This window comes from Citrobacter sp. RHBSTW-00029, from assembly GCF_014104295.1.
Classification (GTDB): domain Bacteria; phylum Pseudomonadota; class Gammaproteobacteria; order Enterobacterales; family Enterobacteriaceae; genus Citrobacter; species Citrobacter youngae.
Window position 1 is genome coordinate 2,280,931 of record NZ_JABXRT010000001.1, and the last position, 14,730, is coordinate 2,295,660.

At 53.3% G+C, this 14,730-nt stretch carries 18 protein-coding genes; all 18 read left to right on the top strand.

Annotation, left to right across the window (positions count from 1 at the left end; genetic code table 11):
- The first annotated feature begins 14 nt into the window (after positions 1-14).
- From pduC to HV041_RS11395, 18 genes are read left to right on the top strand one after another with little or no spacing between them, the layout of a single operon-like run.
- Complete coding sequence (gene pduC, locus HV041_RS11310; protein ID WP_005128020.1) at positions 15-1,679, top strand: propanediol dehydratase large subunit PduC; 1,665 nt, start codon at positions 15-17, stop codon at positions 1,677-1,679.
- 10 nt (positions 1,680-1,689) lie between these two features.
- Positions 1,690-2,364, top strand: a complete 675-nt coding sequence (gene pduD / locus HV041_RS11315) for a propanediol dehydratase medium subunit PduD (RefSeq protein WP_005128021.1) — start codon at positions 1,690-1,692, stop codon at positions 2,362-2,364.
- 14 nt (positions 2,365-2,378) lie between these two features.
- Positions 2,379-2,897, top strand: coding sequence for a propanediol dehydratase small subunit PduE (gene pduE / locus HV041_RS11320; protein ID WP_048211994.1), 519 nt, complete (start codon positions 2,379-2,381; stop codon positions 2,895-2,897).
- Between the two features lie 15 nt (positions 2,898-2,912).
- On the top strand, positions 2,913-4,745 hold the full coding sequence (locus tag HV041_RS11325; protein WP_048211995.1) for a diol dehydratase reactivase subunit alpha: 1,833 nt from the start codon (positions 2,913-2,915) through the stop codon (positions 4,743-4,745).
- Positions 4,735-5,085 (top strand): glycerol dehydratase reactivase beta/small subunit family protein, encoded by a 351-nt coding sequence (locus HV041_RS11330; RefSeq protein WP_048211996.1) that lies wholly within the window; start codon positions 4,735-4,737, stop codon positions 5,083-5,085. Before HV041_RS11325 ends, HV041_RS11330 begins: the two co-directional genes overlap by 11 nt.
- Before the next feature lie 19 nt (positions 5,086-5,104).
- Positions 5,105-5,380 (top strand): propanediol utilization microcompartment protein PduJ, encoded by a 276-nt coding sequence (gene pduJ, locus HV041_RS11335; protein WP_001057752.1) that lies wholly within the window; start codon positions 5,105-5,107, stop codon positions 5,378-5,380.
- A 24-nt stretch (positions 5,381-5,404) separates the two neighbouring features.
- Complete coding sequence (locus tag HV041_RS11340; RefSeq protein ID WP_048211997.1) at positions 5,405-5,875, top strand: BMC domain-containing protein; 471 nt, start codon at positions 5,405-5,407, stop codon at positions 5,873-5,875.
- Positions 5,875-6,507 carry a phosphate propanoyltransferase gene (locus tag HV041_RS11345; RefSeq protein ID WP_048211998.1) on the top strand — a complete coding sequence of 211 codons (633 nt, stop codon included), beginning with the start codon at positions 5,875-5,877 and terminating at the stop codon, positions 6,505-6,507. The genes HV041_RS11340 and HV041_RS11345 overlap by 1 nt, the downstream gene beginning before the upstream one ends.
- Complete coding sequence (gene pduM / locus HV041_RS11350; RefSeq protein WP_048211999.1) at positions 6,504-6,995, top strand: microcompartment protein PduM; 492 nt, start codon at positions 6,504-6,506, stop codon at positions 6,993-6,995. The genes HV041_RS11345 and pduM overlap by 4 nt, the downstream gene beginning before the upstream one ends.
- 3 nt (positions 6,996-6,998) lie before the next feature.
- Positions 6,999-7,274: a EutN/CcmL family microcompartment protein gene (locus tag HV041_RS11355; RefSeq protein ID WP_048212000.1), complete on the top strand. Its 276-nt coding sequence runs from the start codon at positions 6,999-7,001 to the stop codon at positions 7,272-7,274.
- 8 nt (positions 7,275-7,282) lie between these two features.
- The gene (gene pduO, locus HV041_RS11360; RefSeq protein ID WP_048212001.1) at positions 7,283-8,290 is read left to right on the top strand and encodes a two-domain cob(I)yrinic acid a,c-diamide adenosyltransferase PduO; all 1,008 of its coding nucleotides are present in this window, start codon (positions 7,283-7,285) and stop codon (positions 8,288-8,290) included.
- Positions 8,287-9,672 carry a CoA-acylating propionaldehyde dehydrogenase PduP gene (gene pduP / locus HV041_RS11365; RefSeq protein ID WP_121584489.1) on the top strand — a complete coding sequence of 462 codons (1,386 nt, stop codon included), beginning with the start codon at positions 8,287-8,289 and terminating at the stop codon, positions 9,670-9,672. Before pduO ends, pduP begins: the two co-directional genes overlap by 4 nt.
- Positions 9,673-9,682: 10 nt before the next feature.
- Positions 9,683-10,795: a 1-propanol dehydrogenase PduQ gene (locus tag HV041_RS11370; protein WP_048212003.1), complete on the top strand. Its 1,113-nt coding sequence runs from the start codon at positions 9,683-9,685 to the stop codon at positions 10,793-10,795.
- On the top strand, positions 10,792-12,147 hold the full coding sequence (pduS, locus tag HV041_RS11375) for a cobalamin reductase PduS (RefSeq protein ID WP_121584488.1): 1,356 nt from the start codon (positions 10,792-10,794) through the stop codon (positions 12,145-12,147). The genes HV041_RS11370 and pduS overlap by 4 nt, the downstream gene beginning before the upstream one ends.
- Before the next feature lie 2 nt (positions 12,148-12,149).
- Positions 12,150-12,704: a propanediol utilization microcompartment protein PduT gene (pduT, locus tag HV041_RS11380; RefSeq protein ID WP_121584487.1), complete on the top strand. Its 555-nt coding sequence runs from the start codon at positions 12,150-12,152 to the stop codon at positions 12,702-12,704.
- Positions 12,704-13,054, top strand: coding sequence for a propanediol utilization microcompartment protein PduU (pduU, locus tag HV041_RS11385; protein WP_048212006.1), 351 nt, complete (start codon positions 12,704-12,706; stop codon positions 13,052-13,054). The genes pduT and pduU overlap by 1 nt, the downstream gene beginning before the upstream one ends.
- Positions 13,055-13,058: 4 nt before the next feature.
- Positions 13,059-13,511, top strand: coding sequence for a propanediol utilization protein PduV (gene pduV, locus HV041_RS11390; protein WP_061067705.1), 453 nt, complete (start codon positions 13,059-13,061; stop codon positions 13,509-13,511).
- Positions 13,496-14,710 (top strand): acetate/propionate family kinase, encoded by a 1,215-nt coding sequence (locus tag HV041_RS11395; RefSeq protein WP_061067704.1) that lies wholly within the window; start codon positions 13,496-13,498, stop codon positions 14,708-14,710. Before pduV ends, HV041_RS11395 begins: the two co-directional genes overlap by 16 nt.
- Positions 14,711-14,730 lie beyond the last annotated feature (20 nt).

Consider the following 14,730-nt stretch of genomic DNA (forward strand, 5'->3'; position numbering starts at 1 on the left):
AGTGAGGCTGATTCATGAGATCGAAAAGATTTGAAGCACTGGCGAAACGCCCTGTGAATCAGGACGGCTTCGTTAAGGAGTGGATCGAAGAAGGCTTCATTGCGATGGAAAGCCCGAACGACCCTAAGCCGTCGATTAAAATCGTCAACGGGATGGTCACTGAACTGGACGGCAAATCCGCCAGTGAATTTGATCTGATTGACCACTTCATCGCGCGCTACGGCATTAACCTGGCTCGCGCTGAAGAGGTGATGGCGATGGACTCGGTTAAACTCGCCAATATGCTTTGCGACCCCAACGTCAAGCGTATGGACATTGTTCCTCTGACCACGGCAATGACGCCAGCGAAAATTGTGGAAGTGGTTTCACACATGAACGTCGTTGAGATGATGATGGCCATGCAGAAAATGCGTGCCCGCCGTACCCCATCTCAACAAGCGCACGTGACTAACGTCAAAGATAACCCGGTACAGATTGCCGCCGATGCTGCAGAGGGTGCCTGGCGTGGCTTTGATGAGCAGGAAACGACCGTTGCTGTTGCACGTTACGCGCCGTTTAACGCGATTGCACTGCTGGTAGGTTCGCAGGTTGGACGCCCAGGTGTGTTAACTCAGTGTTCTCTGGAAGAAGCCACCGAGCTGAAACTCGGCATGTTGGGCCACACCTGCTACGCAGAAACCATCTCCGTCTACGGTACTGAACCCGTCTTTACAGACGGTGACGACACGCCATGGTCAAAAGGTTTTCTGGCCTCTTCTTACGCTTCACGCGGCCTGAAAATGCGCTTCACGTCTGGCTCCGGTTCAGAAGTTCAGATGGGCTACGCCGAAGGCAAATCGATGCTTTATCTGGAAGCGCGCTGCATTTACATCACCAAGGCAGCTGGCGTTCAGGGTTTGCAAAACGGTTCAGTAAGTTGCATTGGCGTACCTTCAGCCGTGCCATCGGGTATTCGCGCGGTGCTGGCAGAAAACCTGATCTGCTCGTCACTGGATCTGGAGTGTGCCTCCAGTAATGACCAGACCTTTACCCACTCCGATATGCGTCGTACTGCTCGTCTGCTGATGCAATTCTTGCCGGGTACAGATTTCATTTCATCTGGTTATTCCGCTGTTCCGAACTACGACAACATGTTCGCCGGTTCCAACGAGGATGCCGAAGATTTTGACGATTACAACGTCATCCAGCGCGATCTGAAAGTCGACGGTGGTCTGCGTCCGGTGCGTGAAGAAGACGTTATCGCCATTCGCAATAAAGCAGCTCGCGCACTGCAGGCCGTATTCGCCGGGATGGGATTACCGCCAATCACCGACGAAGAAGTCGAGGCCGCGACCTACGCCCACGGTTCAAAAGATATGCCAGAGCGTAACATCGTTGAAGACATCAAATTTGCGCAAGAGATCATCAATAAAAACCGTAACGGTCTGGAAGTGGTGAAAGCTCTTGCTCAGGGCGGGTTTACCGATGTCGCTCAGGACATGCTCAACATCCAGAAAGCCAAGTTAACCGGGGATTATCTGCATACCTCCGCCATTATCGTTGGCGACGGACAGGTGCTGTCCGCAGTAAATGACGTCAATGACTATGCCGGTCCGGCAACAGGTTATCGCCTGCAAGGCGAACGCTGGGAAGAGATCAAAAACATCCCTGGCGCACTTGATCCCAACGAACTTGGCTAAGGGGTGAAAAATGGAAATCAATGAAAAGCTGCTGCGCCAGATAATTGAAGACGTACTGTCTGAAATGCAAACCAGCGACAAACCTGTCTCATTCCGCTCAACGACAGCGGCTAGCGCACCACAGGCTGCAGCGGTACAAGGCGACAGTTTTCTGACTGAGATTGGCGAAGCCAAACAGGGCCAGCAGCAGGATGAAGTGATTATTGCCGTAGGGCCAGCGTTTGGTCTGTCGCAAACCGTCAATATCGTCGGTATACCGCACAAAAATATCTTACGCGAAGTGATTGCCGGTATTGAAGAAGAAGGCATTAAAGCGCGCGTTATCCGCTGCTTTAAATCCTCTGATGTGGCGTTTGTTGCCGTGGAAGGTAACCGCCTGAGTGGCTCCGGGATCTCTATCGGCATCCAGTCAAAAGGCACCACGGTTATTCATCAGCAGGGATTACCGCCGCTTTCTAACCTGGAGCTGTTCCCTCAGGCGCCGCTTCTGACGCTGGAAACCTACCGTCAGATCGGTAAAAACGCCGCGCGTTATGCCAAGCGTGAATCTCCGCAACCGGTCCCTACGCTGAATGACCAGATGGCTCGTCCTAAGTACCAGGCGAAATCAGCCATTCTGCACATTAAAGAGACCAAATACGTCGTGACGGGCAAAAACCCGCAGGAACTGCGCGTGGCGCTTTGATAAAGGATAACTCCATGAATACCGACGCAATTGAATCGATGGTTCGGGATGTGCTGAGCCGGATGAACAGCCTGCAGGGAGAGTCCGCAACTCCGACCACGGCGAGTTCATCAGCTCATACCGCGAAAGTCTCGGACTACCCTCTCGCGAATAAACATCCTGAGTGGGTAAAAACCGCAACCAACAAAACCCTGGATGACTTCACGCTCGAAAATGTTCTGAGCAATAAAGTGACGGCGCAAGACATGCGCATCACCCCTGAAACGCTGCGCCTCCAGGCGGAAATCGCCAAGGATGCCGGACGTGACAGGCTGGCGATGAACTTCGAGCGCGCCGCTGAGCTAACCGCCGTACCTGACGACCGTATTCTTGAGATCTACAACGCACTGCGCCCGTACCGCTCAACGAAAGACGAGCTGATGGCCATCGCCGACGATCTCGAAAATCGTTATCAGGCAAAGATCTGCGCAGCTTTCGTTCGTGAAGCGGCAGCGCTGTACGTTGAGCGTAAAAAACTCAAAGGCGACGACTAACTCAGGGACAGGATCATGCGATATATAGCTGGCATTGACATAGGCAACTCATCCACGGAAGTCGCTCTGGCTACCCTGGATGAGTCTGGCGCACTGAGCATCACCAGCAGTGCGCTGGCGGAAACCACCGGGATTAAGGGCACATTGCGTAATGTGTTTGGCATTCAGGAGGCGCTTACGCTGGCGGCTAAAAACGCCGGAATCAATGTCAGCGATATTGCGCTCATCCGTATTAACGAAGCTACTCCGGTCATTGGCGACGTGGCGATGGAAACGATCACCGAAACCATCATCACTGAGTCCACTATGATCGGTCATAACCCTAAAACGCCAGGCGGCGTCGGGTTAGGCGTCGGCATCACGATTACGCCGGAAGACCTGCTTAGTCGTCCGGCGGATACGCCCTATATTCTGGTAGTGTCATCTGCATTTGATTTCGCCGATGTCGCCACGATGATAAATGCCTCCGTCCGCGCCGGGTACCAGTTAACTGGCGTTATTTTGCAGCAGGACGATGGCGTGTTGGTCAGCAATCGTCTGACTCATCCCCTGCCCATCGTCGATGAAGTGCTTCATATCGACCGCATCCCGTTGGGTATGCTGGCCGCTATTGAGGTCGCTGTTCCAGGCAAGGTTATCGAAACCCTTTCCAACCCGTACGGAATCGCGACTGTCTTTAGCCTTAGCGCAGAGGAGACCAAGAACATTGTCCCCATGGCCCGCGCACTGATTGGCAACCGCTCTGCGGTAGTGGTGAAAACGCCGTCAGGTGATGTGAAAGCTCGTGCAATACCTGCCGGAAACCTGGAACTGCAATCGCAAGGACGAACAGTACGCGTCGACGTCGCGGCAGGTGCCGACGCGATTATGAAAGCGGTTGGCGAATGCCCGAAACTGGATAACGTCACCGGAGAGGCGGGAACCAATATTGGTGGCATGCTGGAGCACGTACGCCAGACAATGGCTGAATTAACCAACAAACCCAGTCATGAAATCTTTATTCAGGATCTGTTGGCAGTTGATACTTCAGTCCCAGTCAGCGTGACCGGGGGACTTGCCGGCGAGTTTTCGTTGGAACAGGCCGTTGGTATTGCTTCTATGGTGAAATCAGATCGCCTGCAAATGGCGATGATTGCCCAGGAAATAACGCAAAAACTCAACATTGATGTGCAGGTTGGTGGTGCTGAAGCCGAAGCCGCTATTCTGGGTGCCTTAACCACACCGGGTACTACACGTCCACTGGCTATTCTGGATCTTGGGGCCGGATCTACTGACGCCTCTATCATCAACCCGAAAGGCGAAATTATTGCCACGCATCTGGCAGGGGCCGGCGATATGGTCACAATGATCATTGCCCGAGAACTGGGGCTGGATGATCGTTATCTCGCTGAAGAAATTAAAAAATACCCGCTGGCGAAAGTTGAAAGCTTGTTCCATCTTCGCCACGAAGACGGCAGCGTCCAGTTCTTCCCCACCCCGCTCCCGCCAACGGTGTTTGCCCGCGTGTGCGTGGTGAAACCCGATGAACTGGTGCCACTGCCGGGCGAACTGGCGCTGGAGAAAGTTCGCGCCATTCGCCGCAGCGCCAAGGAGCGCGTTTTCGTCACCAACGCGCTCAGAGCGCTACGTCAGGTAAGTCCGACCGGGAATATTCGGGACATTCCTTTTGTCGTGCTGGTTGGCGGTTCCTCGCTGGACTTCGAAGTTCCGCAACTGGTCACCGATGCACTGGCTCATTATCGCCTCGTTGCCGGGCGCGGCAACATTCGTGGCACCGAAGGTCCGCGCAATGCGGTTGCCACAGGGTTGATTCTCTCCTGGTACAAGGCATTCGCTCATGGAAAGTAATCTCACCACGCCAGCCATTGTTATCTTCACTACTACCGGCTGCGCTGAAGTCTGGAATGACGTGCTGCTGGGTATTGAGGAAGAAGGGATCCCCTTTGTGATTCAGGAGAGCCATTCAACTGACGTTATCCACAATGCATGGCTGGCTGCCTGCCAATCACCATTGCTGGTTGGCATTGGCTGCAGTCATGAAAAACTGGTCGTGCACTACAAAAACTTACCTACATCAGCGCCACTTTTTACGCTGACGTATCAACAAAATAGCCATGATCGCCGCAGCATTGGCAATAACGCTGCGCGGCTGGTTAAAGGCATTCCGTTCCGCGAATGCCACTCATAATCCACAGGAGAAAAGCAGTATGAATAACGCACTGGGACTGGTTGAAACAAAAGGGCTTGTCGGCGCTATTGAAGCCGCTGATGCCATGGTGAAATCCGCAAACGTGCAGTTGGTTGGTTACGAAAAAATTGGTTCAGGCCTGATCACCGTGATGGTCCGCGGGGATGTCGGCGCCGTAAAAGCAGCGGTAGATGCAGGAAGCGCAGCAGCAAGCGCCGTTGGCGAGGTGAAATCCTGCCACGTTATCCCGCGTCCGCATAGCGACGTTGAAGCCATTTTACCTAAATCTGCATAAGTCGTTGCAAACAAGGAGCACAGCGTGAAGCAATCACTGGGATTACTTGAAGTTAGTGGTCTGGCATTAGCCATCAGTTGCGCGGACGTCATGGCGAAAGCCGCCTCCATCACGCTGGTGGGCCTCGAAAAAACCAACGGCTCAGGCTGGACGGTGATCAAGATAATCGGGGATGTGGCCTCCGTTCAGGCGGCTATATCCACCGGTGCTAATTTAGCAGAATTGCGAAATGGACTGGTCGCGCACAGGGTCATTTCCAGGCCCGGAGAAGGCATTCTTTCCCACAGTGTGCCCGTGCAGCCAGAGCCAGCACCAGAACCGATACCTTATCTATCGCAAGAGCAAGAAGAGATGGCTACAGAAATTGCATTACCTGAAGCCGCGCAACAGGCAGAGTTGATTAGCTGCAATCTGTGTCTTGACCCTGCTTGTCCCCGTCAAAAGGGCGAGCCGCGCACTCTTTGTCTGCACTCTGGTAAACGAGGTGAAGCGTAATGGATAAACAGCAACTGGAAACAACGGTCAGTAAAATACTGGATGAAATGCGTGAACGCCCTATCCCTCTCGGGATTTCGAATCGCCACATCCACCTTTGCGCCGAGGACTACACTCGCCTGTTTCCTAATCAGCCGATTAGCGAGAAAAAGGGTCTGTTGCAGCCCGGACAATATGCCGCAGATCAGACCGTCACGCTGGTCGGACCGAAAGGTCAGTTAAAGAATGTGCGTCTGCTTGGTCCACTGCGTAGTACTAGCCAGGTGGAGATATCTCGTACCGACGCCCGCACATTAGGTATCGCTGCGCCGCTGCGCATGTCCGGCAATATTCAGGGTACGCCTGGCATTCGTCTTATCAGCCCCTTTGCTGAACTGGAGTTACCCTCCGGGGTTATTGTTGCCCAGCGACATATCCATATGTCGCCGCTGGATGCGCTGATACTGCGTGTCTCTCATGGAGATAAAGTCTCCGTGGCAATCAATGGCGATGAACGCCGACTGATTTTCGATAACGTCGCCGTACGTGTTTCGCCGGATATGCGCCTTGAGATGCATATCGATACAGACGAAGCCAATGCAGCAGGCGCTGATAATCCGCAGGCATTTGCCACACTGGTGACCTCACGATGAACAACGAACTGCTGCAACGCATTATCGAGGAGGTTGTTTCCCGATTAAAAAAACGCGCGGAAAGTACCATCACGCTGAGCGTCGCACAGTTACGGGAAATCGATTCCCGGACATTATGTTGTCAGTACTCGTCACTGCACCTCCTTCAGGCAGACCTGCCTTTACTGGAAAAAATTGCAGATTGCAGTCCGTCCAGTGTCGCAGTGGTAACAATCCACGAGGCGCTGGCATGCGGGCTTCGCGTAAAAATCTCTCTACAGCATCGGCTGCTACCGGCACTCCCCGTGAAAAAGCTCGCGCGTCTGCCGCTGGAGTTCAGTGACGAGTTGGGACGAATCATCGTGCTGCATCCTGAAACGCTTCTCAGCTACGCCGACGTCGCCCAATTGAAGGGTGGTGTACTGGTACTACGCCGTCGATGTGTCGTGACGGCTCTGGCTCAGGAAGCTGTCGGTACGCGAAATGTCCAATTAATTAAGCAGGAGTGAGCTATGCATTTGGCCCGGGTTACAGGCGTTGTGGTTTCCACGCAAAAATCCCCATCACTGGTGGGAAAAAAACTCTTGCTGGTACGTCGGGTGAGTGCTGACGGAGAGCTCCCCGCCTCCCCCGCTACCGGAGATGAAGTCGCGGTTGACTCAGTCGGTGCAGGAACGGGCGAACTGGTGTTACTCAGCAGTGGATCCAGCGCCAGACACGTTTTTTCCGGCCCGAATGAGGCCATCGACCTGGCTATCGTCGGCATTGTCGACACGCTTTCTCGTTAGGAGGAACTATGGCGATTTATACCCGAACGGGCGATGCCGGTACAACAGCTCTCTTTACCGGACAACGCGTGAGTAAAACGCATCCGCGCGTCGAGGCTTATGGTACGCTGGATGAGCTTAATGCAGCGCTTAGCCTGTGCGTTTGCGCGGCGAAAAACCCGCAGCACCGCCAGTTGCTTGAAAATATTCAGCTGCAGCTTTTTTGGTTCAGCGCCGAACTGGCAAGCGAAAGCGAACAGCCAACGCCAGAACAGCGCTACATCAGCTCAGAAGAAATTGCTGCACTGGAAGCCGCCATCGATACCGCGATGGGGAGAGTACCGCCCCTACGCAGCTTTATTTTACCAGGCCGCAGCGAAGCCGCCAGCCGACTACACTTCGCCCGCACACTGGCTCGCCGCGCAGAGCGGCGACTGGTCGAACTCTCCACAGAGATCTCCGTCAGACATGTATTGATGCGTTACATCAATCGCCTGTCCGACTGCTTATATGCGCTTGCACGAGCAGAAGATCATGACGCCCATCAAAGCCACATTATTCAGAAAGTGACGGAGCGCTATCTCGCAGCCATCCGCACATCAGCCACCCAGGAGCCGACTATGTCACTGTCTTTTCAGGAGCTCCACCAACTGACTCGCGCGGCGGTGGCGAGAGCAGAAGAAATTCAGGTTCCGGTCGTCATTTGCATTGTTGATGCGAACGGAACTCAAACGGTGACCTGGCGCATGCCTGACGCATTGCTCGTCAGTAGCGAACTGGCACCGAAAAAAGCCTGGACCGCCGTGGCGATGAAAACCGCCACGCACGAGCTGACATCAGCGGTGCAACCAGGGGCCGCGCTTTACGGTCTGGAAAGCCATATGCAGGGAAAAGTCGTCACCTTCGGTGGCGGGTACGCATTATGGCGAGAGGGTTTACTCCTTGGGGGTCTTGGCATCAGCGGGGGAAGCGTTGAGCAGGATATGGACATTGCAGAAACGGCCATTGCGGCGATTAACGTGAGAACACATCAATGAATACTTCAGAACTTGAAACGCTTATTCGTAACATTTTGAGTGAACAACTCGCCCCGGTAAAAGCAGAAGTTAAGGGTAATGGAATTTTTCCTTCCGTTAACGAAGCAATTGATGCCGCGTATCAGGCTTTTCTGCGTTATCAGCAGTGTCCATTGAAAACCCGCAGCGCCATCATCAATGCCCTGCGAGAAGAACTGACGCCTCACCTGGCTTCACTGGCCGCCGAGAGCGCTGCCGAAACCGGAATGGGCAACAAAGAGGATAAATTCCTCAAAAACAAAGCCGCGCTGGACAACACCCCGGGAATCGAAGACCTCACTACCACGGCGCTAACCGGTGACGGTGGCATGGTGTTGTTTGAGTACTCTCCATTTGGTGTGATTGGCTCCGTTGCGCCAAGTACCAACCCGACGGAAACCATCATCAATAACAGCATCAGTATGTTGGCCGCGGGAAACAGCGTTTATTTTAGCCCGCACCCTGGCGCAAAAGCAGTATCACTGAAACTGATTGCCATGATTGAAGATATAGCCTTCCGCTGCTGCGGGATCCGGAATCTTGTCGTCACGGTCACAGAACCCACTTTTGAGGCTACCCAGCAGATGATGGCACACCCTAAAATCGCAGTTCTGGCGATTACCGGCGGCCCTGGCATTGTTGCTATGGGTATGAAAAGCGGGAAAAAAGTCATTGGCGCAGGTGCAGGAAATCCGCCCTGTATTGTTGATGAAACTGCCGACCTGGTTAAGGCGGCGGAAGATATCATCAACGGCGCATCCTTTGATTACAACCTGCCCTGTATTGCTGAGAAAAGCCTGATTGTTGTCGATGCTGTTGCTGAACGACTGGTCCAACAAATGCAGTCTTTTGGCGCGTTACTTCTGCACAACGAAGACATCAACAAACTGCGCGCCGCCTGTCTGCCTGAAGGCATAGCCAATAAAAAACTGGTTGGAAAGAGTCCAGCAGCCCTGCTTGAAGCTGCGGACATACCGGTTCCGGCAAAAACACCTCGCCTGTTGATTGGCATCGTCAATGCTGACGATCCATGGGTCACCAGCGAACAGTTGATGCCAATGCTGCCCATCGTGAGCGTAAAGGATTTTGACAGTGCACTGGCGTTGGCACTGAAAGTTGAAGAGGGACTGCATCACACTGCCATCATGCATTCACAAAACGTGTCACGTCTGAATCTTGCCGCCCGCACCCTTCAGACCTCAATCTTTGTGAAAAATGGCCCCTCTTACGCCGGTATTGGTGTCGGCGGTGAAGGCTTTACCACCTTTACTATCGCTACTCCAACCGGTGAAGGCACAACGTCAGCGCGAACTTTCGCACGCTCTCGTCGTTGTGTGCTCACCAACGGTTTTTCTATTCGCTAATGGGGCCGTTATGAAAAGCTTTTCACTGCAAACTCGATTGTACAGCGGCCAGGGAAGTCTGGATGTGCTCAAGCGCTTCAAAAATAAGCACATCTGGGTTATCTGCGATAGTTTTCTCGCGCGTTCTCCCTTGATTGAAAAGCTGCGAAATACGCTGCCCGCGGATAATCGCATCAGCATTTTCAGTGATATCACACCCGATCCAACCATTGGTACGGTAGTTCAAGGGATTGCACAAATGCAATCCCTGCAACCGGATGTGGTGATTGGTTTCGGCGGTGGCTCCGCACTTGACGCCGCAAAAGCCATCGTCTGGTTTAGCCGACAGTTCGGTATCGAAATTGAAACCTGTGTCGCGATCCCTACCACCAGCGGTACGGGATCGGAGGTGACCAGCGCCTGCGTGATTAGCGATCCGGACAAAGGCATTAAGTATCCATTATTCAATAATGCACTTTACCCGGACATGGCCATCCTCGATCCGACGCTGGTCGTCAGCGTACCGCCAGCCATCACTGCGAATACCGGCATGGATGTGTTAACGCACGCGCTGGAAGCTTACGTGTCTACGAAGGCCAGCGACTTTACCGACGCACTGGCTGAGAAAGCGGCACAAATCGTCTTCCAGTACCTGCCTGTCGCCGTCAGTAAAGGCGACTGCCTGGCAACCAGAGGAAAAATGCACAACGCGTCAACGCTCGCCGGAATGGCATTTAGTCAGGCTGGACTGGGTATCAATCATGCGATTGCCCATCAGTTGGGCGGCCAGTTTCATCTGCCCCACGGACTCGCCAATGCGCTGCTGCTGACCCATGTCATTCATTTTAATGCCCGCGATCCCCGGGCCGCAAAGCGCTATGCCCGTTTCGCTAAAGCCTGCCACTTATGCCCGGATAACGCGAACGATACGACGGCTCTGAATGCGCTGATTCATCATATCGAACTACTCAAAAAACAGTGCGCATTGCCTGCATTTATTGATGCACTGAAAGACGAGAAGCATACCTGGTCGCAACGTATACCGTCGATGGTTCAGGCCGCGCTGGCTGATGTCACGTTGCAAACCAATCCCCGCGTAGCCGATGCCAGTGCCATTCAGGAACTGCTTGAGGAATTATTATGAAGACAGCCATGACGGCAGAACATGTTCTTTATGACGCACAAATGATACGCGATCGCGTGCGTGCAGCAGGCGTGGTTGGGGCCGGTGGTGCGGGATTTCCTGCACACGTTAAACTCCAGGCGCAGGTTGATACGTTTCTGGTGAACGCCGCAGAATGCGAGCCGATGCTGAAAGTTGACCAGCAATTGATGGCCGTCCAGGCTGAGCGACTTATCCGCGGCGTTCAATACGCTATGACGGCTACCGGCGCCAGTGACGGTATTATTGCGCTCAAAGAGAAATACCAGAAGGCTATCAATGCGTTAACGCCTCTTCTGCCTGCCGGCATCCGCTTACATATTTTACCCGATGTTTATCCGGCTGGTGATGAGGTGCTGACCATCTGGATGGCAACAGGCCGGAGAGTTCCACCTGCTGCGCTGCCAGTCAGCGTCGGCGTGGTGGTCAATAACGTCCAGACCGTGCTCAACATCGCCAGAGCGGTAGAACAACAGTACCCCGTTACCCGTCGTACTCTGACCGTCAACGGTGCGGTCGCCAGACCAATCACCCTCACCGTCCCTGTCGGCATGTCTTTACGCGACGTTTTGGCACTGGCCGGAGGCGCAACCGTTGATGACCCCGGCTTTATTAACGGTGGTCCGATGATGGGCGGCCTGATTACCTCTCTGGATACCCCTGTGAGCAAGACCACCGGAGGCCTGCTGGTTTTGCCTAAGTCTCATGCGTTGATTCAGCGGCGGATGCAGGATGAACGTACTGTGCTTTCCGTCGCGAAAACCGTTTGCGAACAGTGCCGTTTGTGTACGGACTTATGCCCAAGGCACTTGATTGGCCACGAGTTATCACCGCACCTGCTGGTTCGCGCGGTTAATTATCAGCAGGCAGCCACGCCGCAGTTGCTGCTCACGGCCCTGACCTGTTCAGAATGCAATGTCTGTGAAAGTGTGGCTTGTCCGGTAGGGATTTCACCGATGCGCATCAACCGCATGCTTAAACGCGAGCTGCGGGCGCTCAACCATCGATATGAAGGGCCGCTAAATCCTGAGGATGAAATGGCCAAGTACCGGCTGATCCCGGTTAAGCGCCTTATCACCAAACTGGGTCTTAACGACTGGTATCACGACGCGCCACTGGCTGAGACTGATTATCCCACAGATAAAACGACGCTGTTGCTACGCCAGCATATTGGTGCCAGCGCCATTCCATGCGTACAGCAAGGCGAACGCGTTGTTCGCGGTCAATGCGTCGCCGATGTGCCGTCCGGAGCATTAGGCGCACCTGTCCACGCCAGTATTGACGGTATTGTCAGCGAAATTACTGAACAATCCATCACGGTAATAAGAGGTTAATCATGTCTCAGGCTATAGGGATTTTAGAACTCACCAGCATTGCCAAAGGAATGGAAGCTGGTGATGCCATGTTAAAAAGCGCGAATGTGAATTTGCTGGTAAGCAAAACCATCTGCCCGGGAAAATTTCTGCTCATGCTCGGCGGTGACGTAGGTGCAGTTCAGCAGGCGATCGCCACCGGCACCTCTCTTGCTGGCGATATGCTCGTTGACAGTCTGGTACTGCCTAACATTCACGCCAGCGTACTTCCTGCGATTAGTGGATTAAACAGCGTGGATCAGCGCCAGGCCGTAGGCATTGTTGAAACATGGAGCGTTGCGGCCTGCATCTGCGCCGCCGACTGTGCGGTTAAAGCCTCCAACGTCACGCTGGTACGCGTCCATATGGCATTTGGTATAGGCGGCAAGTGCTACATGGTTGTCGCAGGCGACGTGTCTGATGTGAATAACGCCGTGACGGTTGCCAGCGAAAGCGCGGGTGAAAAAGGTCTGCTGGTTTATCGCTCGGTCATCCCTCGCCCACATGAAAGCATGTGGCGACAAATGGTGGAAGGATAATGGACAGACAACCGCCGACGGATCGCATGATCCAGGAATACGTACCCGGCAAGCAGGTCACGCTGGCGCACCTTATTGCTAATCCAGGTAAGGATTTATTCAAAAAACTGGGGTTGCAGGATTCAGTCTCGGCCATTGGTATTTTAACCATTACGCCCAGTGAAGCCTCAATTATCGCCTGTGATATCGCCACAAAGTCCGGGGCGGTAGAGATTGGTTTTCTCGATCGTTTTACCGGTGCAGTAGTACTGACGGGCGATGTTTCCGCCGTTGAGTACGCGCTGAAACAGGTAACCAGAACGCTTGGCGAAATGATGCGTTTTACTGCATGCCCTATTACCCGGACGTAACCACATGAAACGCATCATGCTAATTGGCCCCAGCCAGTGCGGTAAAACATCGCTCACACAATGTTTGCGTGGAGAAGCACTTCATTACCAGAAAACTCAGGCGATTGTCTGGTCGCCAACGACAATAGACACGCCGGGTGAATATCTTGAGAACCGCTGCCTGTACAGTGCGTTACTGGCCAGCGCTTGTGAAGCCGACATTATCGCTCTGGTACTGAATGCCGACGCCCCATGGTCACCTTTTTCTCCAGGTTTTACGGGTCCAATGAACAGACCTGTTATCGGCCTCGTCACCAAAGCCGATTTAGCTAACCCTCAGAAGATTTCACTCATAGAAAGCTGGTTGGTGCAGGCTGGGGCGCAGAACGTGTTTGTCACCAGCGCGCTGGAGAATACCGGGGTCGATGAGATGTTCATTTTTCTGAATGCAAAGGAACCGTCATGTCTCACAAAATAATGGCCATTAACGCGGGGAGCTCCTCGCTTAAGTTTCAGTTACTGGCGATGCCGCAGGGTGAAATGATCTGCCAGGGGCTGATTGAACGTATCGGGATGTCTGACGCGCAGGTCACGCTTAAAACACCCGTACAGAAATGGCGGCAGACGTTACCCGTTGCCGATCACCGTGAAGCAGTAACTCTGTTACTGGAAAAACTGCTTAGCCTGAACATCATCAAAAGTCTGGAAGAGATCGATGGCGTCGGTCATCGCGTCGCACATGGTGGTGAGTCCTTTAAAGACTCAGCCCTCGTCAATGATGAAACACTGGCCGAAATCGAGCGTCTTGCAGAACTGGCACCGCTACATAACCCGGTTAATGCGCTGGGGATCGCAGTTTTTCGTCAGTTATTACCCGAAGCACCTGCCGTCGCAGTTTTTGACACTGCTTTTCATCAGACGCTGGCTGAGCCTTCTTTTATTTATCCTCTACCCTGGCGCTATTACTCAGAGCTGGGAATTCGGCGTTACGGTTTTCATGGTACCAGCCACAAATACGTCAGTACCGCGTTGGCTGAAAAGCTGGGCGTCCCGCTCAGCGCACTGCGCGTCGTATGTTGTCATCTTGGTAATGGCAGCAGCATCTGTGCTATCAAGGGCGGAAAATCGGTGAATACCTCAATGGGCTTTACGCCACAGTCTGGCGTGATGATGGGTACGCGCAGCGGAGATATTGACCCGTCAATTTTACCGTGGATTGCCCTGCGCGAAGGCAAAACACCGCAGCAACTTAACCAGCTCCTCAACAATGAATCGGGATTACTTGGGGTTTCCGGTATCTCATCAGACTATCGTGACGTTGAACGCGCCGCAGACGAAGGCGACTCACAGGCTGCACTCGCACTTACGCTGTTTGCAGAGCGAATTCGTGCCACAATAGGCAGTTATATTATGCAGATGGGCGGTCTGGATGCTTTGGTATTTACGGGTGGAATTGGTGAAAACTCAGCCCGAGCACGCGCTGCGATTTGCCACAATCTGAATTTCTTAGGTCTGGCTGTTGATGATGAAAAAAATCAGCGCAACGCAACCTTCATTCAAACTGAAACTGCGCTGGTCAAAGTGGCCGTTATAAATACCAATGAAGAGTTGATGATCGCGCAGGATGTTATGCGTATAGCGATATCAGAAACTGTGACATTGGGCATTCCTGCTTAATTCTGCCGCACCGCAAATTG